At 63.0% G+C, this 18,755-nt stretch carries 16 protein-coding genes; 10 read left to right on the forward strand and 6 right to left on the reverse strand.

Features of this window, described 5'->3' with window-relative positions:
- Positions 1-77: 77 nt before the first annotated feature.
- The 3 genes from NKI15_RS29295 to NKI15_RS29305 all read left to right on the forward strand — a co-directional run bounded on the left by NKI15_RS29295 (position 78) and on the right by NKI15_RS29305 (position 4,301).
- Entirely contained in the window at positions 78-1,859 is a 1,782-nt protein-coding gene (locus NKI15_RS29295; RefSeq protein WP_023707492.1) for an alpha,alpha-trehalose-phosphate synthase (UDP-forming), read from the forward strand.
- On the forward strand, positions 1,856-2,713 hold the full coding sequence (gene otsB, locus NKI15_RS29300) for a trehalose-phosphatase (RefSeq protein WP_352514056.1): 858 nt from the start codon (positions 1,856-1,858) through the stop codon (positions 2,711-2,713). Before NKI15_RS29295 ends, otsB begins: the two co-directional genes overlap by 4 nt.
- Before the next feature lie 130 nt (positions 2,714-2,843).
- Positions 2,844-4,301: an NCS1 family nucleobase:cation symporter-1 gene (locus NKI15_RS29305; protein ID WP_023693457.1), complete on the forward strand. Its 1,458-nt coding sequence runs from the start codon at positions 2,844-2,846 to the stop codon at positions 4,299-4,301.
- Between the two features lie 144 nt (positions 4,302-4,445).
- Here the strand turns inward: NKI15_RS29305 and NKI15_RS29310 are convergent, their stop codons facing one another.
- From NKI15_RS29310 to tpiA, 5 genes are all read right to left on the reverse strand, one after another.
- Entirely contained in the window at positions 4,446-4,982 is a 537-nt protein-coding gene (locus NKI15_RS29310; protein WP_023702848.1) for a DUF1697 domain-containing protein, read from the reverse strand.
- Positions 4,983-5,006: 24 nt separating this feature from the next.
- Entirely contained in the window at positions 5,007-6,644 is a 1,638-nt protein-coding gene (pyrG, locus tag NKI15_RS29315) for a CTP synthase (RefSeq protein ID WP_081725397.1), read from the reverse strand.
- 154 nt (positions 6,645-6,798) lie between these two features.
- Positions 6,799-7,917: a L,D-transpeptidase gene (locus tag NKI15_RS29320; protein WP_023693456.1), complete on the reverse strand. Its 1,119-nt coding sequence runs from the start codon at positions 7,915-7,917 to the stop codon at positions 6,799-6,801.
- A gap of 201 nt (positions 7,918-8,118) precedes the next feature.
- Positions 8,119-8,607, reverse strand: a complete 489-nt coding sequence (gene secG / locus NKI15_RS29325) for a preprotein translocase subunit SecG (protein ID WP_023693455.1) — start codon at positions 8,605-8,607, stop codon at positions 8,119-8,121.
- Positions 8,608-8,803: 196 nt separating this feature from the next.
- The gene (tpiA, locus tag NKI15_RS29330; protein ID WP_352514057.1) at positions 8,804-9,574 is read right to left on the reverse strand and encodes a triose-phosphate isomerase; all 771 of its coding nucleotides are present in this window, start codon (positions 9,572-9,574) and stop codon (positions 8,804-8,806) included.
- A gap of 147 nt (positions 9,575-9,721) precedes the next feature.
- Between tpiA and NKI15_RS29335 the strand changes: the two genes are divergently transcribed.
- The 5 genes from NKI15_RS29335 to NKI15_RS29355 are packed head-to-tail and all read left to right on the forward strand — an operon-like array spanning position 9,722 to position 15,166.
- On the forward strand, positions 9,722-11,617 hold the full coding sequence (locus tag NKI15_RS29335) for a peptidylprolyl isomerase (protein WP_023688560.1): 1,896 nt from the start codon (positions 9,722-9,724) through the stop codon (positions 11,615-11,617).
- A 31-nt stretch (positions 11,618-11,648) separates the two neighbouring features.
- Positions 11,649-12,659: an anthranilate phosphoribosyltransferase gene (gene trpD / locus NKI15_RS29340; RefSeq protein ID WP_023684712.1), complete on the forward strand. Its 1,011-nt coding sequence runs from the start codon at positions 11,649-11,651 to the stop codon at positions 12,657-12,659.
- Between the two features lie 3 nt (positions 12,660-12,662).
- Entirely contained in the window at positions 12,663-13,475 is an 813-nt protein-coding gene (gene trpC / locus NKI15_RS29345; RefSeq protein WP_023684711.1) for an indole-3-glycerol phosphate synthase TrpC, read from the forward strand.
- A gap of 2 nt (positions 13,476-13,477) precedes the next feature.
- Positions 13,478-13,960 (forward strand): cyclic pyranopterin monophosphate synthase MoaC, encoded by a 483-nt coding sequence (gene moaC / locus NKI15_RS29350; RefSeq protein WP_023684710.1) that lies wholly within the window; start codon positions 13,478-13,480, stop codon positions 13,958-13,960.
- Positions 13,961-15,166 (forward strand): molybdopterin molybdotransferase MoeA, encoded by a 1,206-nt coding sequence (locus NKI15_RS29355; RefSeq protein ID WP_352514058.1) that lies wholly within the window; start codon positions 13,961-13,963, stop codon positions 15,164-15,166. It abuts the gene before it with no gap.
- 47 nt (positions 15,167-15,213) lie between these two features.
- Here the strand turns inward: NKI15_RS29355 and NKI15_RS29360 are convergent, their stop codons facing one another.
- On the reverse strand, positions 15,214-16,047 hold the full coding sequence (locus NKI15_RS29360; protein WP_502898729.1) for a hormone-sensitive lipase: 834 nt from the start codon (positions 16,045-16,047) through the stop codon (positions 15,214-15,216).
- A gap of 160 nt (positions 16,048-16,207) precedes the next feature.
- Between NKI15_RS29360 and NKI15_RS29365 the strand changes: the two genes are divergently transcribed.
- Together NKI15_RS29365 and kynA are read left to right on the forward strand one after the other, a co-directional pair.
- Positions 16,208-17,833 (forward strand): AMP-binding protein, encoded by a 1,626-nt coding sequence (locus NKI15_RS29365; RefSeq protein ID WP_352887797.1) that lies wholly within the window; start codon positions 16,208-16,210, stop codon positions 17,831-17,833.
- On the forward strand, positions 17,830-18,666 hold the full coding sequence (gene kynA / locus NKI15_RS29370) for a tryptophan 2,3-dioxygenase (protein ID WP_031204220.1): 837 nt from the start codon (positions 17,830-17,832) through the stop codon (positions 18,664-18,666). The genes NKI15_RS29365 and kynA overlap by 4 nt, the downstream gene beginning before the upstream one ends.
- Positions 18,667-18,755: the final 89 nt, after the last annotated feature.

Genomic DNA, 18,755 nt, shown 5'->3' on the forward strand with positions numbered 1-18,755 from the left:
GCGATCGTCGGCTGCGAACACTCAAATCGAACCATGAAGAAAAAGGCCCTGACGGCCAAAATTGAGTTGGAATTGGAATGACTGATTATGGCATGGCCCTGCTCTGGGTCTTGATCCTTGCAAGCCTTGGCCTTTCGATTCTAGCCGTTCTGTTATCGATCTCCAGGCAACGTCGTAGCCATAGCTTGACGGTTGCACCGACTGCCGGCGAGGACGTCGCATCGGAAGCGACGCGCAAGGTTTTGCGGGAGTTCGAGAAGAATGGACAATCTCCCGACGCGGCGCTGGTGAACTGGTCGCCCGACACCTTGCGCAAGATACTTGCCGACGACCTGCCGGACGCGCAGGTCATCGTCGTCTCGAACCGAGAACCCTATATCCACAACATCAAGGACGACGGCGTCGAGCTTCTGGTGCCGGCCAGCGGCCTGGTGTCGGCGCTTGAGCCTATCACCCGCGCCTGCAGCGGCACCTGGATCGCCTATGGCGGCGGAACGGCGGATCGTCTGACGGTCGATAGCAACGATCGGGTTCAGGTGCCGCCGGACAATCCGTCCTATACGCTGCGCCGCGTGTGGCTGAGCGACGACGAATATCAGGGCTACTATCTCGGCTTTGCCAATGAAGGGCTTTGGCCGCTCTGCCATATCGCCTTCACCCGGCCGGTCTTCCGTGCCTCGGACTGGGAGGCCTATGAGGTCGTCAACCGCAAATTCGCCGATATGGTGGTTGCCGAGGCGCGCAATGAGCGGCCGATCGTGCTGGTTCAGGATTACCATTTCGCGCTCCTGCCGCGCATGATCCGCGAGCGCCTGCCGGAGGCGATCATCATCACCTTCTGGCACATCCCGTGGCCGAACTCCGAAGTGTTCAGCATCTGCCCATGGCGCGAACGCGTTCTTGATGGACTGCTCGGGAGCTCGATCATCGGCTTTCACACCCAGTTTCATGCCAATAATTTCACTGAAAGCGTAGACCGGTTCCTGGAAAGCCGCATCGAGCGCGCCGACGCCGCGATCTCGTATGGCGGGCGGACGACCCTGGTGCACGCCTATCCCATCTCCATCGAATGGCCGGCCGAACTCCTGGCGAAACTGCCACCGGTCGAGGAAAGCCGCGCCCGCCTGCGTGAGCGGTTCGGCCTGTCGGCGGACGTCAAGCTGTGCGTCGGCGTCGAGCGCCTGGACTACACCAAGGGCATCCTCGACCGCTTCCATGCGCTGGACGAATTGTTTACGCGCCACCCCGAGTGGATCGGCAAGGTAGTGTTCCTGCAGATTGCTGCCCCAAGCCGCGGCACGCTGCCGGCCTACCAGCAATTGCACGATGAATGCCTGCGTTATGCCAACGAGCTCAACCAGCGCTACGGTCATGACGGCTACAAGCCCGTGGTCATGGTGGCTGAGCACCATTCGCAGCAACAGGTCTATGAGATCTATCGCGCCGCCGACATCTGCATGGTCACCAGCCTGCATGACGGCATGAACCTCGTAGCCAAGGAATTCGTCGCCGCGCGTGACGACGAACAGGGCGTGCTGTTGCTCAGCACGTTTGCCGGCGCGTCGCGCGAACTGCTGGAAGCACTGATCGTCAATCCTTACGACGCGGCGATGATGAGCCAGGTGTTGCTGCAGGCGCTGACCATGTCACCGGACGAACAACGCGAGCGCATGCGCCCGATGCGCGAAATAGTGCGCGACAACAATGTCTTTCGCTGGGCCGGCAGCATGCTTCTCGATGCCGCGCGCCTGCGCAAACGCGGCGACCTCGAAAGAGCGACAAGTGTCGCCGAGCGGCCCGCAAACACCGACACCAACATCGTCTCGCTGTTCGACCGCATGCGGAAGGTGGCGTCATGAATAGCCTGTCGAAAGCACCGGGCCTGCCAACCGCACCCGACCTGCCGGAAGGACAATGGGCGCTTTTCCTCGATATCGACGGCACGTTGCTGGAGCACGCGGCGCACCCCGACGCCGTGTCCGTGAGCGACGAACTGCGCAACCTCCTCGGCATCGTCGATGAACGGCTGGACGGCGCTGTCGCCTTTATCACCGGCCGCTCGGTCGAAGGCGCCGACCGCCTGTTTCATCCGTTGAAGCTGCGTGTTGCGGGTCTTTATGGGCTGGAACACCGGCTGACGCCGGACGGCCCGGTCGTTACCGCCGATGCTCCCGCCGATATAGCTGCCCTTGCCGACGCCATCGAAGCCGAACTGGATGACGGCCTTGTTCATATCGAGCGCAAGGGTCCGATCCTCGCCATCCATACGCGTGCGGCGCCGCATCTGCTGGCCAGGGCAACGCATCTTGCCGAACAGGCATTGACCGAGCTTCCCAAGGGCTATCGGGTTATCCCGGGCAACGCCGGCGTCGAACTCATGCCGCTCGAAGCGGCCAAGGGCGCTGCCGTGCGGCGTTTCATGGCAATCCCGCCCTTTGCCGGACGGCGGCCGGTCTTTCTCGGCGACGACACCGCCGACGAAAACGGTTTCGAGGCGATCAACGAGGCCGGCGGCATCTCGATCCGGGTCAAGCCGCGTGGGCCGACCGTGGCCCAATACAGGCTCGATGATGTCACCTGCGCGATAGCTTGGCTTGCCGCCAATTTCGATGCATCACTGCCCTCAATCGCAAAGCGTCCTGATCGCTGCCGCCTGCAGATCGAATCAAGATCGCCGCGATTGCGCCGACCTTCGCCAAAAGCCGCTCGATAAGCGCTGTTCTCATTGAATATCTTTAAGGCCAAAGCCGGCAAATGGATTGCTTGCCGGTTCCCCTGCGTCAGGCATAACCTGCGCAGTCGACGCATGAGGGCGCGTGCGGCATCAAGGGGAGGACATCGCAGTGACCATACAAGGCGCATCACCTGATCTATACAATGAGGATCTGGCTCCGGCCAAAGTCCGAAACTGGGGGCCGTTCTCTATCTTCAACGTCTGGACGTCGGACGTCCACAGCCTCTGGGGCTATTATCTCGCCGCAAGCCTGTTCCTGTTTTGCGGCGGCTTCGTCAATTTCATCATCGCCATCGGCATCGGTTCGCTGATCATCTACGCGCTGATGAACATGGTCGGCTATGCCGGCGTGAAGACCGGCGTGCCCTACCCCGTGCTGGCGCGCGCCTCCTTCGGCATCTGGGGCGCCAACATTCCGGCCCTGGTGCGCGCCATCGTCGCCTGCTTCTGGTACGGCGCGCAGACGGCGGCGGCATCGGGCGCGATCGTGGCGTTGCTGATCCGCTCGCAATGGTTCGCCGATTTCAACGCCAACACGCATTTCCTCGGCCATACGGGTCTGGAAGTGATCTGTTTTGTGGTCATCTGGGCACTGCAATTGCTGATCATCCAGAACGGCATGGAAACGGTGCGCCGCTTCCAGGATTGGGCCGGACCGGCGGTGTGGGTGATGATGTTGATCCTGGCGATCTATCTCTGTGTAAAATCCGGGAGATTTGCCTTTACCAGCGACATCCCGATGGATGTGCTGCTCGACAAGACAAAGGATGCCGGCGTACCCGGAACCCCTGGCTCCTGGACGTCGCTGTTTGCGGTGGCGGCGATCTGGGTCACCTATTTCTCGGCGCTCTATCTCAATTTCTGCGATTTCGCCCGCTATGCCCCAGACAAGGCATCGCTGCGCAAGGGCAACATCTGGGGCCTGCCGATCAATCTCATCCTGTTCTCGCTGGTCGCCGGCGTGACCACCATCGCTGCCTTCGACGTGTATGGCGAAGTGCTTCTGCATCCCGACCAGATCTCGGCGAAATTCGACAGCTGGTTCCTGGCAGCGCTTGCAGCCCTGACCTTTGCCGTGGCGACGCTCGGCATCAATGTGGTGGCAAACTTCGTCTCGCCGGCCTTCGACTTCTCCAACGTCTTTCCCCGGCAGATCGACTTCAAGAAGGGCGGCTATATCGCGGCCGTAATCGCGCTGGTGCTCTATCCCTTCGCGCCGTGGGAAGGCAGTGCCGCATCTTTCGTCAACGTCATCGGCGCGACGATGGGGCCGATCTTCGGGGTGATGATGGTCGACTACTATCTGATCCGGAAGGGCGAGGTCGACGTCGAGGCACTGTACCGCGAAGATGGCGAGTTCCGCTTCCAGGGCGGCTGGCACATCAACGCCTTCATAGCCGCCGGCATCGGCGCCATCTTCTCCTCGGTCCTGCCGAACTTCACCAACTTGCTGCCGGCATGGTGGGGCGTTTATGGCTGGTTCTTCGGCGTCGGCATTGCAGGGGTCATCTACTACGTCCTTCGCACCGCCGCCCTTGGCGCAGGGGCCAGGACGGCGAAGGCGTGAAATTGAGGGATAGGGAGTAGTCAGTAGTCAGTAGTCAGTAGTCAGTAGGGAATAATACCCCTACTCCCTACTCCCTACTCCCTACTCCCTACTCCCTACTCCCTACTCCCTACTCCCTACTCCCTACTCCCTACTCCCTACTCCCTACTCCACCATCTCAGCCAACCTCCGCACCGTGTTCCAGTTGCGTGCGGTGCCGATGCCCATGCGCTTGTGGTTCATGGCAGCGAGCAGCCGCGAGCTTGGCCGCTCGCGCGAAAAGACGACCCAGATGTCGCCATCGACCGAAGCCACCTTCTCGTCCTCGGCGGCATAGGCCTGGAGCGCGGCCACACCATCCGCTGGCGCTGGCTTGCGCATCACCCGCACAGCCACCTGATCGCCTGCCTCGGCAGAGTCGGCCGGGAATGGGTTGCCGGCGGCAAGTTTCAGCCAATCCTCGGCAGTGCGCACGATGATGACGACGTTGCGGCCGAAGGTTTTTTCGAAGGCCGTTTCCAGCCGCTGTTCCAGCTTGGCGATGCCGGTCGCCCGTGTCTCGAAGACCAGATTGCCGGTCGCCACCAGGGTGCGCGGGTTCTTCAGCCCAAGCTGTTCAGCCATCGCCTTGAGGTCGGCCATGACGACCCGGCGGCCTTCGCCGAGGATAATGCTGTAGAGCAGCGCAACATAGGTCTGCATCAGCTGCGAAACCTCACCGTGGCCCTAGACCAGTCGCGACTGGTCCACCGCGGCCGAGATGAAGCTGGCGAACAGGGGATGCGGCTCAAGCGGCCGGCTCTTCAGCTCCGGATGGTACTGGACGCCGATGAACCAGGGATGGTCGGGGTATTCGACCGTTTCCGGCAGCACGCCGTCGGGCGACATGCCGGCAAACACCAGGCCGCAATCTTCCAGCCGCTCCTTGTAGTCGATATTGACCTCGTAGCGGTGGCGATGGCGCTCGGAAATCTGGGTGTCGCCATAGATGTCGGCGATCTTCGAACCCTTGGCGAGTTCAGCCTGATAGGCGCCAAGCCGCATGGTGCCGCCGAGATCGCCCGTTTCGCGGCGCTTCTCCAGCATGTTGCCTTTCAGCCATTCGGTCATCAGGCCGACGACCGGCTCGTCGGTCGGACCGAATTCGGTCGACGAGGCGTGTTCGACGCCGGCCAGCGAGCGCGCTGCCTCGATGCAGGCCATCTGCATACCGAAGCAGATGCCGAAATACGGCACCTTGCGCTCGCGGGCGAATTTCGCCGCCAGGATCTTGCCTTCCGAGCCGCGCTCGCCGAAGCCGCCGGGCACCAGGATGCCATGCACCTTTTCCAGCCACGGCGTCGGGTCTTCCTTCTCGAAAATCTCGCTCTCGATCCAGTCGAGCTTGACCTTGACGCGGTTGGCCATGCCGCCATGCGACAAAGCCTCGATCAGCGATTTGTAGGCATCCTTGAGGCCGGTGTATTTGCCGACAATGGCGATCGTTACCTCGCCTTCCGGATTGTGGATGCGGTTGGACACGGCCTGCCAGGGCTCCATGCGCGGCTTCGGCGCCGGATCGATACCGAAGGCGGCCAGCACTTCCGAATCGAGCCCTTCCTTGTGGTAAGCCATCGGCACGTCATAGATGTGGGGCACGTCGAGCGCCTGGATGACGGCACTTTCGCGCACATTGCAGAACAGCGACAGTTTTCTGCGCTCTTCCTTGGGGATGGCGCGGTCGGCGCGGACCAGCAGGATATCGGGCGCGATGCCGATGCCGCGCAGTTCCTTGACCGAATGCTGGGTCGGCTTGGTCTTCAGCTCGCCGGCCGTGGGGATGTAAGGCATCAAGGTCAGGTGGACATAGACGGCGTTGTTGCGCGGCAGATCGTTGCCGAGCTGGCGGATCGCCTCGAGAAACGGCATCGCCTCGATATCGCCAACCGTGCCGCCGATTTCGCACAGCACGAAATCATAGTCGTCATTGCCGTCGAGCACGAAATTCTTGATCTCATCGGTGACATGCGGAATGACCTGCACGGTGGCACCGAGATAGTCGCCGCGCCGTTCGCGCTCGATGATGTTCTTGTAGATGCGGCCGGTGGTGATGTTGTCTTGCTGGTTGGCCGAGCGGCCGGTGAAGCGCTCGTAATGGCCAAGATCGAGATCGGTCTCGGCGCCGTCATCGGTGACGAAAACCTCGCCATGCTGGTAAGGCGACATCGTTCCGGGATCGACATTGAGATAGGGATCGAGCTTTTTGATGCGTGCGCGATAGCCTCGCGCCTGCAAGAGAGCCCCAAGGGCCGCTGCAGCGATGCCTTTTCCAAGTGAGGAAACCACGCCGCCTGTGATGAATACATATCGCGCCATGGGAGTCATCGCTTAACGCGGCCGAATTGATTCCGCCAGAGAAAAAACCGCCGCTGAGGCTTTTTCCAGAGAAGGCGCGATAGTCCCGAGGTTCGAGACTGGTGTTTTGGTCAAAACAAAAGGGCCGGCAAAAGCCGGCCCTTTCGGCAGGTTTGTGAAAGCGTCAGATGATGACGACCTTGGTGCCGACCCTGACGCGGCTGTAGAGGTCCATGACGTGCTCGTTGATCATGCGGAAGCAGCCATTGGAAGCGCTGGTTCCGATCGACTGCGGCGCGATGGTGCCGTGGATGCGCAGATGCGTGTCCTTCTTGCCGTCGTAGAGATAGATGGCGCGGGCGCCGAGCGGGTTCTGGCCGCCGCCGGGCATGCCGTCCTTGTACTGGCCATAATGCTTGGGTTCGCGCTTCTGCATGTCGAGCGTCGGGATCCAGCGCGGCCATTCCTGCTTGTCGCCAACGGCAACCTTGCCCTTGAACTGCAGGCCTTCGCGGCCGACCGCGATCGCATAGCGGCGGGCGGTGAAAGCCGATTCGACGAGGTAGAGGCGGCGCGCGCTGGTATCGATGACGATCGTACCCGGCTCATAGCCGCTGAATTCGACGTCCTGCGGCACGAATTCCGGCTTCACCTTGAACTGCTTCTTGGCTTGCCGCTTGGCGAGAGCCTGGTCGAGCGCGCGCGTTTCGGGGAGATAGGCAATCGACGAGGCAGAGGACGTGCCGCCGAACAGGCCGGCGAACAGTCCGCCGCTCGTCGGCTTCTGGCCCGGTGCCTCGCTGCGCAATTCGCCATTGTTGCCGGTCAGCGCGATATTCATCGCTTCGGCCGGAAGCGGTTCAGCCGATTCGATCGGCTCGATCGGCGCGATCGGGTCAACCGGAGCGATGATCTTGGTGGTCTTCTTGCCTGGCTTGGCGTCGGCAACCACGACCGGCTTGCCCTTGCTTGCCAGGAACGCCTGGCGCTGGGCATCGGCCCTGGCTTTCGCCGCATCGCGCATCGCCAGCTTGCGGGCCTCGAGCGCCTTGACGCGGGCGAGATCCCTGTCGGCGGCGATCTTGTCTTCGAGCTTGCTGATCTGAGCCAGATCATCCGGGCTCGGGTTTTTCTTCTTCTTGAGAAGCTTCAGCTGCGTCGCATCGCTCTTGGCGGCGACGTTGATGACAGCGGTTTTGCCAACCGCCTGCGGTGAGGTCATTGCCGGAGTGCCGGCGAAGACCGCGGAGCTCATGCCGAATACGGCACAAAACCCCATGAAAATGAAGCTGCGAAGCTGCATGGCGAAGATCCGATCGTTCAATGCTTGTTGCCCACGGCGTCGCCCGGCGCCCCCCAAGGGCGCAGAAAGTGCCGCGGGCAATCTATAATCGAAGTGGCGTACGGGCCTCAAGCACGGGGTGCGGTCGAATCTTCGTGATCGTGTGCCATTTGCCGCGACTGTGTTGAAACAACAACAGATCGCGGCATCTGACGCTACCGACTACTGGTTCGGAACCTGCGGTGTCACCGGCAAGGTAACGCCATTGGTAGCCGGCGGCGTAGCCGAATCGGTTGCAGGTGGCGTCGCCGGAGATGGAGCCGTCGCCGGGGCCGTGGTGGCGGGCGGCGTGGTGGCGGCGCCGTTGGCCGCGGGCGCGGCCGGTGCGGTGTTGCCCGAAGGCGGCGTCGGCGCCGTCGTGCCGGGCAACTGATTGAGCACGCCGTTGCCGCTGTCGGCCGGCACGCGGTCGAGAATGTCGATCGGTTTTTCGCCATAGCGGGCAACGATCGAGAGTGTCAGCGACGTCACGAAGAAGGCCGCGGCCAGGATCGCCGTCGCCCGCGTCAGCGCATTGGCGGCGCCACGCGCGGTCATGAAACCGGAACCGCCGCCAATGCCGAGACCACCGCCTTCGGAGCGTTGCAGCAGCACCACGCCGACAAGGGCGAGCACGACCATGAGGTGGATGACGATCAGTACGGTTTCCATATTTTATCCTGGCAAGCCCTGCCGCTCCCTGGCGATCAGGGCCGGTGATTTGGAGGCGGCTCCATACAATGCTTTAACGGCATTTCCAAGCCCGTGGCCGGAATATGGGAAGCAATGCGCCCTTTGCAACGATTTCCGCCGAACTGCTGCGTTCATAAGTCTATGACCGAACTGGTCGGCAACGAAATTCCGGGGCCTACGAGATATTCTGGTATGCCTCGGCGATGGCGAGAAAGTCGGACGCCTTCAGGCTGGCGCCGCCAACCAGCGCGCCATCGACGTTTTTGACGCCTAGCAGTTCGACAGCGTTGGACGCCTTGACCGAGCCGCCATAGAGGATGCGCATCTTGCCGGCCACGGCTGCGCCGAGCGCTTCCGCCAGTATTTGGCGGATATGCGCGTGCGCCTCCGCCACGTCTTCGGCGGTCGGCGTCAGGCCGGTGCCGATAGCCCATACCGGCTCGTAGGCGATAACGGTGTTGGCGGGCGTTGCGCTCGGTGGCACCGAGCCGGCGACCTGGCGCGATAACACGTCGAGTGCTGTGCCCGCTTCGCGCTCGGCCTTGGTCTCGCCGATGCAGATGATGGCGACGAGCCCTGCCCGCCACGCCGCCGAGGCCTTGGCGAGGACGATGGCATCGTCCTCGCTGCGCTGTTCGCGGCACTCGGAATGGCCGACAATGACGTGGCTGGCGCCCGCATCCTTCAGCATCTCGGCTGAGACGCAGCCGGTGAAGGCGCCGCTTTCCTTGATGTGGCAGTCCTCGCCACCGGCCCGCACCGGCGTGCGCGACAGGATTTCGACGGCGCGCGACAGTAAGGTCGCCGGCACGCAGACCAATGCTTCGGTCTCTGCGTCGAGCCCGCTCATGAAGCCGTTGCCGATCATCCTGAGCTCGTTCAGCGAAGCGCTGGTGCCGTTCATTTTCCAGTTGCCGGCAACGAGCGGTCGAATTCCTGGCGTCATGGGGATCTGGTTCTCCGGGCGACATTGGGGTCTCGCCCTCCCTATCAAAATCAGGCCACAAAGCAATCGACAGTGAGCCGGAAGGGCGCTATTGCGCTTGTTTCAGACTCGGGCGCACGCAAAACTGCGCAAAAATCGGAAGTAACAATGCTTGGTATATTGAGAAGCGCGGCAGGGACCTGGGTCGCGAAAGCCCTGCTGTCGCTGCTGGTGTTGAGTTTCCTTGCCTGGGGCGTCACCACGCGGATGACGGGCGGCTTCCTGGCTGGCCATCATGCGGTGATCACCGCCGGCAGCACCACCGTGTCGATCACCGAGTACCGCCTCGCCTACGATCGCCAGATCGCCATGCTCCAGCAGCAGATCGGCCAGCGCATCAGCCGCGACCAGGCCAAGGCCTATGGCATCGACAACCAGGTGCTGGCTCAGTTGGTGTCCGGCGCCGTCCTTGACGAACAGGCGCGCAAGCTCGGGCTTGGCTTCTCCAAGGACAGGCTGGCCGAACTGACGCGGCAGGAACCCGCCTTCCAAGGCCCGAATGGCCAGTTCGACCGCCGGCTGTTCGAATCCCGGCTGCGCGAACTGGGAATGCGGCCGGAGGATTATCTGAAGAACCGGGCTCAGGTGGCGGTGCGCCAGCAGATCGTCGAAGCGGTTTCGGACGGCCTCAAGGCTCCGGACACCTTCTTCAAGGCAGTTGCGCTCTATCGGGGCGAAGACCGCACCATCGACTATCTGATCTTGCCAAAGGCGTTGGTGGAGCCCATCGAGGCGCCATCCGACAGCGTGCTTCAGGCTTATTTCGAGGCCAACAAGAAAACCTACGCGGCGCCAGAATACCGCAAATTCTCCTATGTCCGGCTCGAGCCCGAAGACATCATGGATGTCAGCGCCGTAACGGACCAGCAGGTCAGCGACGACTACAACAAGAACAAGGGCCGCTACACCACGCCGGAAATGCGCACCATCGAACAGCTGGTGTTCCCTTCCGCGGACGCCGCCAAGGCGGCATCCGATTCGCTGAAGACGGGCGCCACTTTCGACAAGATCGTCACCGCGCAGGGCAAGACCCCGGCCGACACGCTGCTCGGCACGCTCTCCAAGGATAAGATCACCGACAAGGCGGTCGCCGATGCCGCATTCGCGCTTGCCGTCAACGAAGTCAGCCCGGTCGTCCAGGGCGCGTTCGGTCCGGTGCTTTTGCGCGTCACCGAGATCAAACCGGAAACGGTGAAGCCGCTGGCGGAAGTGTCAGACCAGATCCGAAAGGATCTGGCGCTCGGCGAAGCAAGCCGCATCCTGCTCGACGTGCACGACAACTACGAAGACACCCGCGCCGCCGGCAGCACGCTGGCCGAAGCCGCCGCCAAACTGAAGCTCAAGGACGTCACCGTCGAGGCCATAGACCGCACCGGCCTCAAGCCGGACGGCACCATCATCAAGGACCTGCCGGCATCGCCGGACCTGATCAAGGCGGTGTTCGAGGCCGAGCCCAACACCGAGAATCAAGCCCTGACCACGCCTAACAACGGCTTCGTGTTCTATGAACTGACATCGATCACGCCGGCTCGCGACCGCACGCTGGACGAAGTCCGCCAGCGCGTGGTGGCGGACTGGACGACAGAGGAAACGACCAAGCGGCTGACCGCGAAAGCAGACGAACTCGACAAGCGCCTCAAAGCTGGCACCACACTCGACGTCATCGCCGGCGAACTGAAGCTTGAAAAGCAGACCAAGCGCGGCGTGAAGCGCGAGGCCGACGATGTCGATTTCGGCAAGGAGGGTGCTGCTGCGATGTTCGGGGTCGGCGAAGGCGGCACCGGGCTGATCCCCTCGCCCACCGGCGACGGCCAGATCCTGTTCAAGGTCGCCGAAGTGTTCGAGCCGGCCGGAGCCGACGCCAGCTCGGTACCCGACGATGCGCAAAAATCCTTCACGCAAGGCATGTCCGACGATCTGCTCGACCAGCTGGTGGCGCAGTTGCAGACGCAGTACGCCGTCAGCGTCGACCAGGCCGCCGTTTCCCAAGCCCTCGCCCAATGAATGGCCTTAGCCCAATGAACGTCTTGGCCCAATGAGCGCCCTGAAGACCCATATCGCCAAGGTCGCCACGGGAACCGGGCTTACCTTCGAGGAAGCGCGCGAAGCTTTCGACATCATCATGTCTGGCGACGCGACGCCGGGCCAGATCGGCGGCTTCCTGATGGCGTTGCGCGTGCGCGGGGAGACCGTGAGCGAGATTTCCGGCGCCGTCGCCACCATGCGTGCCAAGATGCTGCGCGTCGAAGCTCCTGAGGGCGCCATCGACATTGTCGGCACGGGCGGCGACAATTCGCATTCAGTCAACATCTCGACCGCTTCGGCCTTCGTCATTGCCGGCTGCGGCGTGCCGGTCGCCAAGCACGGCAATCGCGGCCTGTCGTCGCTGACGGGCGCTGCCGATGTGCTGGTCGCGCTCGGCGTCAAGATCGATATCCTGCCAGAGGTGATCGGCCGCTGCATCCAGGAGGCCGGCGTCGGCTTCATGTTCGCGCCGGCGCACCACCCTGCGATGAAGCATGTCGGCCCGACCCGCGTCGAGCTCGGCACGCGTACCATCTTCAACCTGCTCGGACCGCTGTCCAATCCGGCTGGCGTCAGCAGGCAGATGGTCGGCGTGTTCCTGCCGGAATGGATCGTGCCGGTGGCCGAGACATTGAAGGCGTTGGGCACCGAGCATGCCTGGGTGGTCCATGGGGATGGCTATGACGAAATCACCACCACCGGCGAAACGCAGGTGGCGGAACTGGCCGGCGGCGAGATCCGCCATTTCACGCTCACCCCGGAAGCCGTCGGCCTGCAGCGCCACACCAAGGACGAGTTGCGCGGCGGCGACGCCGCCTACAATGCCACGGCGTTGCGCGACATGCTGAGAGGTGCTGCCGGGGCCTATCGCGATACGGTGCTGATGAACGCCGGCGCCGGCATGGTGGTGGCCGGCAAGGCGACGACGCTTGCCGACGGCATGGCCGCGGCCACACAGGCCATCGACAGCGGCCGGGCGCTGGGCGTGCTCGACAGGCTGGTCGAGATTTCGAACGGATGAGCCGTGGCTGACATTCTGCGCAAGATCGAGGCCTACAAGCGCGACGAGATCGCGGCGGCGAAGGCGCGGATACCGTTGGCCGAGATCAAGGCGCGAGCCAAGGATGCCGACGCACCGCGTGGCTTTCGGAGGGCGCTTGAGGCGAAGCGCAGATCGGGCAGCTTCGGCCTGATCGCCGAGATCAAAAAGGCAAGCCCATCCAAAGGCTTGATCCGTGCCGATTTCGACCCGCCCGCACTGGCGCAGGCCTATGAGAAAGGCGGTGCCGCCTGTCTTTCGGTGCTGACCGATGCGCCATCCTTCCAGGGCGCGCCGGAATTTCTCACCAATGCACGGAAGGCAGTGTCCCTGCCCGCGCTGCGCAAGGATTTCCTGTTCGACCCTTACCAGGTCTACGAGGCTCGCGCATGGGGCGCCGATGCCATCCTGATCATCATGGCCAGCGTCGATGATGCCTTGGCGAGCGAATTGGAAGCGACCGCGTTCGAACTCGGCATGGACGCGCTGATCGAGGTGCATGACGAGGCCGAGACGCAGCGCGCGGTAAAACTCTCGTCGCAGCTGATCGGCATCAACAACCGCAATCTCAGAACATTCGAGACCAGCCTCGAGACCTCGGAACGGCTGGCATCGATGGTGCCGGGCGGCCGATTGCTGGTCAGCGAGAGCGGAATTTTCACCCACGACGATTGCTTCAGGATGCAAAAGACCGGCATCAGCACCTTCCTCGTCGGCGAGAGCCTGATGCGGCAAGAGGATGTCGCTGCGGCAACGCGGCTGCTTTTGACAGGCAAGGCGAAAGCAGAGGCCATCTGAGGATGGCAGCCGCCCTCACCCATCTCGGCGCCAAGGGCGAGGCCAACATGGTCGATGTCGGCGAGAAGGCGGAGACGACGCGCACGGCGGTCGCCGAGGGCTTTGTCTCGATGCGGGCCGAAACCCTGAAGATGATCCTCGACGGCGACGCCAAGAAGGGCGATGTGCTGGGTACCGCGCGCATTGCCGGCATCATGGCTGCCAAGAAAACGCATGAGCTGATCCCACTCTGCCATCCGCTGCTTTTGACCAAGGTGTCGGTCGACATCGAACCGGACACCACGCTGCCCGGCCTCAGGGTCACCGCGCTCGCCCGCGTCACCGGCAAGACCGGGGTCGAGATGGAGGCGCTGACCGCGGCATCTGTCGCGTGCCTGACCATTTACGACATGGCCAAGGCGGTCGACCGCGCCATGGTGATTTCCGGTATAAAGCTGGTGGAAAAGACCGGCGGCAAGTCCGGCGACTACAAGGCGGGTTCGTAAATGGCGCTGGTTCCGGTCGCCGAGGCGCTTCAACGCCTACTCGACGGCGCTGTGGCGTTGCCCGGTGAAAGCGTCGCGCTGGCGGATTCGGCCGGCCGGGTGCTGGCGGAGCCGGTCGTGGCGCTGCGTACCCAGCCGCCTTTCAATGCATCTGCCATGGACGGCTATGCCGCACGGGCGCGGGATGTGGCGACCCTCCCGGCGAGGCTTTCGGTGATCGGCAAGGCGCCTGCAGGGCGAGGCTTTGACGGCGCTGTAGGTAAGGCGGAAGCTGTGCGCATCTTCACCGGCGCGCCGCTGCCGGAAGGCGCAGACACCATCGTCATCCAGGAGAATGTCCGCGATCTCGGCGGTGGCCGGATCGAGGTCACCGAACCGACGGCGAAGAACCGTAACATCCGCCGCCTTGGACTGGATTTTGCCCAAGGCGACGTGCTGCTGGAAAAAGGCCGCGTGCTCGATCCGGCTGCATTGTCCCTGGCGGCGTCAGCCAATCATTCCCGGCTGAACGTGGTGCAACGGCCGCTGGTCGCCATCATCGCCACCGGCGACGAATTGCTGCCACCGGGCAGCGAACTTGGCCCCGACCAGATCATCTCGTCCAACGCCTATGGCGTCGCTGCTGTGGCGCAGTCGGTCGGCGCCCGCGCCCTCGATCTCGGCATCGCTGCCGACCGCAAGGAGGCGATTGCGGCACTGGTGAAAAAGGCGGTCGCTGCGAAAGCCGACGTCATCGTCACGCTGGGCGGCGCTTCGGTCGGCGACCATGATCTCGTCCATGACGTGCTGACCGGCGAAGGCATGAAGCTCGACTTCTGGAAGCTCGCCATGCGCCCGGGCAAGCCGCTGATGTTCGGGCGGCTCGGCGATATCAGGTGCATCGGCCTGCCCGGCAATCCGGTGGCGAGCCTGGTCTGCTCGCAATTGTTCCTGAAGCCGTTATTGGCGCAGCTCGGCGGCCGTCCCCACCGGCAGGACATCCGCCAGGCTCAGCTTGGCGCCGCGATGCCGGCCAATGATCTAAGGCAAGACTATGTGCGCGCCGTGGTCCGGGAAGAAGCCGGCGCATTGGTGGCGACGCCGTTTGGCATCCAGGATTCCTCGATGCTGAGAATGCTGGCCGACGCCAACGGCCTGATCGTGCGCGAGCCCTTCGCTCCGGCGGCAGAAGCAGGCGCTGCTTGCAGCGTTCTGATGTTGCGCTGAGGGTCGCGCATTTAAGCCTTTAAATCTAACAGATAAACCGTTTGTTACTACGCCAGCAATGTCCGCGTCAGCGGATGTGTCGGATCGGCAAGCCCGTCGACGATGCTGAAATGATGCCGGTCCGGCTCGACCACTGTGCTGGTCGTGGCGCCGAGGCCGATCCAGATGTTGGCAAGCAGCGCATTCTGGCGCAGGAACTCCGCCCGCTCGCCGCCGCCGGCCCAGCAGGTGATGCGCGCGCCCTGCATGGGGCGCAGCAGAACAGGGCTTTCGGCCAGTGCTTCCGCTTCATCGATGGCCAGTGTCGCGTTCATCCCCGTCCGCATGATCGGCCGCAGATCATGAACCCCGGAGATCGAGACGACATTGCGTATGCGGCCGGCCACATCGGCGGCCAGAGGCGTCGTTGTCGTCACCATCCTGGAGGCGAGATGGCCGCCGGCGGAATGCCCGGTCAGGATCACCGGCCCGCCGACCATCGTCGCCGCCTTGCCGATCGCCGCCGCGATTTCCCTAACGATGCCGGAAATGCGTATGTCGGGACAAAGCGTGTAAGTCGGCATTGCCACGGCAAAGCCATTGGCAACCGCGCCGTTGGCCAGATGCGACCATGGCTTGTTGTCGAACGCCTTCCAGTAACCGCCATGGATGAAGACGACGAGCCCTTTGGGCATGACATCGGGAAGGAACAGATCGAGCCTGTTGCGCGGGCTGTGGCCATAGGCGATGTCGAGCTTGGCCCGACCGGACGCCGACATTGTGTCGCGAAAAGCCTGTGCCGGTGTGTCCCACGCGGCCGGCCAGCGATTGCTGCCGGCAATGTTGTCGCCGTTGGCGTAGGCATTGTCCCAATCGGCGACACGATGTTGGAGCATCTGCATCCCTCCCGGATGGCTTCAGTTCAGTCGACAGGAATGGCCGCCGAACAGGGCGGCGTCAATGCTGCGACCTAAAAACATTTTAGGCTTGAAACAAATTTCGACTGGTGCGATCCTGCGCCTTGTTCAGCCATGGGCGCGAGGCAGACAGGGGCAGCCGAAAATGCTTGGGCCATCAGCACATATCGACACATTCACGCGCGACAACCTGCCGCCGCCGGAGCAATGGCCGGAGTTTTTGCTCGACGGCTTCGACTATCCCGACCACATAAATGCCGGCGTCGAATTGACCGACAGGCTGGTCGAAAAAGGGTTCGGCGACCACACCGCGCTGATCGGCAATGGCCGCCGCCGCACCTACAAGGAACTGTCCGACTGGACCAACAGGCTCGCCCATGCCCTGGTCGAGAATTATGGCGTCAAGCCGGGCAACCGGGTGCTGATCCGCTCGGCCAACAACCCGGCCATGGTCGCCTGCTGGCTGGCCGCCACCAAGGTTGGCGCGGTGGTCGTCAACACCATGCCGATGCTGCGCGCCGGCGAACTCGCCAAGATCGTCGACAAGGCGGAAATCACGGTTGCGCTTTGCGATACAAGGCTGATGGACGAGATGACCGCCTGCGCCAAGGGCAATGCGTATCTCAAGCAGGTCATTGGCTTCGACGGCACGGCCAACCATGACGCGGAACTCGACCGAGCCGCCCTCGACAAGCCGGTCACCTTCACTGCCGTCAACACCGGCCGCGACGATGTCGCGCTGCTCGGCTTCACCTCCGGCACCACCGGCGTGCCGAAGGCGACGATGCATTTCCACCGCGACCTGCTGATCGTCGCCGACGCCTATGCCCGCGAAATCCTGGAGGTGACGCCCGACGACATCTTCGTCGGCTCCCCGCCCCTTGCCTTTACCTTCGGTCTTGGCGGGCTCGCCATCTTCCCGCTGCGCTTCGGCGCCGCGGCGACGCTGCTGGAACAGGCGACGCCACCCAACATGATCCACATCATCGAGACCTACAAAGCGACCATTTCCTTCACCGCTCCAACCGCCTATCGGGCCATGCTCAAGGCCATGGATCAAGGCGCTGACTTGTCCTCGCTGCGCGTCGCGGTTTCGGCGGGCGAGACGCTGCCGGCGCCTGTCTTCGAGGAATGGACTGAGAAGACCGGCAAGCCGATCCTCGATGGGATCGGCGCCACCGAGATGCTGCATATCTTCATCTCCAACCGCTTCGACGACATGAAGCCGGCCTCCACCGGCAAACCCGTCGGCGGCTATCAGGCACGCATCGTCGATGACGAGATGCGGGAGTTGCCGCGCGGCTCTACTGGCCGGCTGGCGGTGCGCGGCCCGACCGGCTGCCGCTACATGGCCGATGCCAGGCAAAAGGACTATGTCCGCGACGGCTGGAATCTCACCGGCGATACGTTCACGCAGGACGAGGATGGCTTCTTCCACTTCGCCGCGCGTTCCGACGACATGATCGTCAGCGCCGGCTACAACATCGCCGGCCCCGAGGTCGAAGCGGCGCTGCTCTCGCATCCCGACGTCGCCGAATGCGCGGTGACCGGCGCCGAGGACGGTGAACGCGGCCAGATCGTCGAGGCGCATATCGTGCTTGTGCAAGGTGTTTCGCCGGACGCATTGACCGTCAAACGCCTGCAGAACCACGTCAAGGCAACGATCGCGCCCTACAAATATCCGCGTTCGGTGAAGTTCATCGACGCCTTGCCCAAAACCCAGACCGGCAAGATCCAGCGCTTCCGGTTGCGCGCGGAGAAGATCAATTGATTAAGCCGCACGATCCGGCGTCCGATGGCGCGCAGATGTCGTTCAAGGAGCGGATGTCCTACAGCGACTATCTGCAGCTGGACAAGGTGCTCGATACGCAGGCGCCGCTGTCTTCTGCCCATGACGAGATGCTGTTCATCATCCAGCATCAGACATCCGAATTGTGGATGAAACTGGCCCTCCACGAGATCGGCGCCGCGATCCTCTCGATCCGCGCCGACCGCCTCGAACCGAGCTTCAAGATGCTGTCGCGTGTCGCGCGCATCTTCGAGCAGCTCAACAATGCCTGGGACGTGCTGCGCACGATGACGCCCAGCGAATACACCGAGTTTCGCGACGCGCTCGGCCAATCCTCGGGCTTCCAGTCCTGGCAGTACCGCGCCATCGAGTTCATGGCCGGCAACCGCAACCTAGCCATGCTCGGGCCGCACAAGCACCGGCGCGACCTTACGGACAGGCTGGAAGCGATCCTGGCCACGCCGTCGCTCTACGACGAGGCGCTTCTGCTTTTGGCGCGCAATGGCTTCGACATCGGCGCCGATGCCGGGCGCACGGACTGGCGCGAGACGCGCGGTGAGAACGAAGACGTGCTGGCTGCCTGGCAAACCGTCTACCGCGACCCGCAGCGCTACTGGATGCTCTACGAACTGGCCGAGAAGCTGGTCGACTTCGAGGATTACTTCCGCCGCTGGCGCTTCAACCACGTCACAACGGTCGAGCGCATCATCGGCTTGAAGCGCGGCACCGGCGGCACCTCAGGCGCCTCCTATCTGAAGAAGATGCTGGAGGTCGTGCTGTTTCCGGAGCTCTGGACGGTCCGCACCCGGCTCTAGAGCATTTCACCGTTTAACGGAAACGGCGAAATGCTCTAGCTCTTTGATTGACGCAATTTCGGACGGAAAACCGCTTCACACTTTTCCTG

The organism is Mesorhizobium sp. M0862, assembly GCF_040319795.1.
GTDB lineage: Bacteria > Pseudomonadota > Alphaproteobacteria > Rhizobiales > Rhizobiaceae > Mesorhizobium.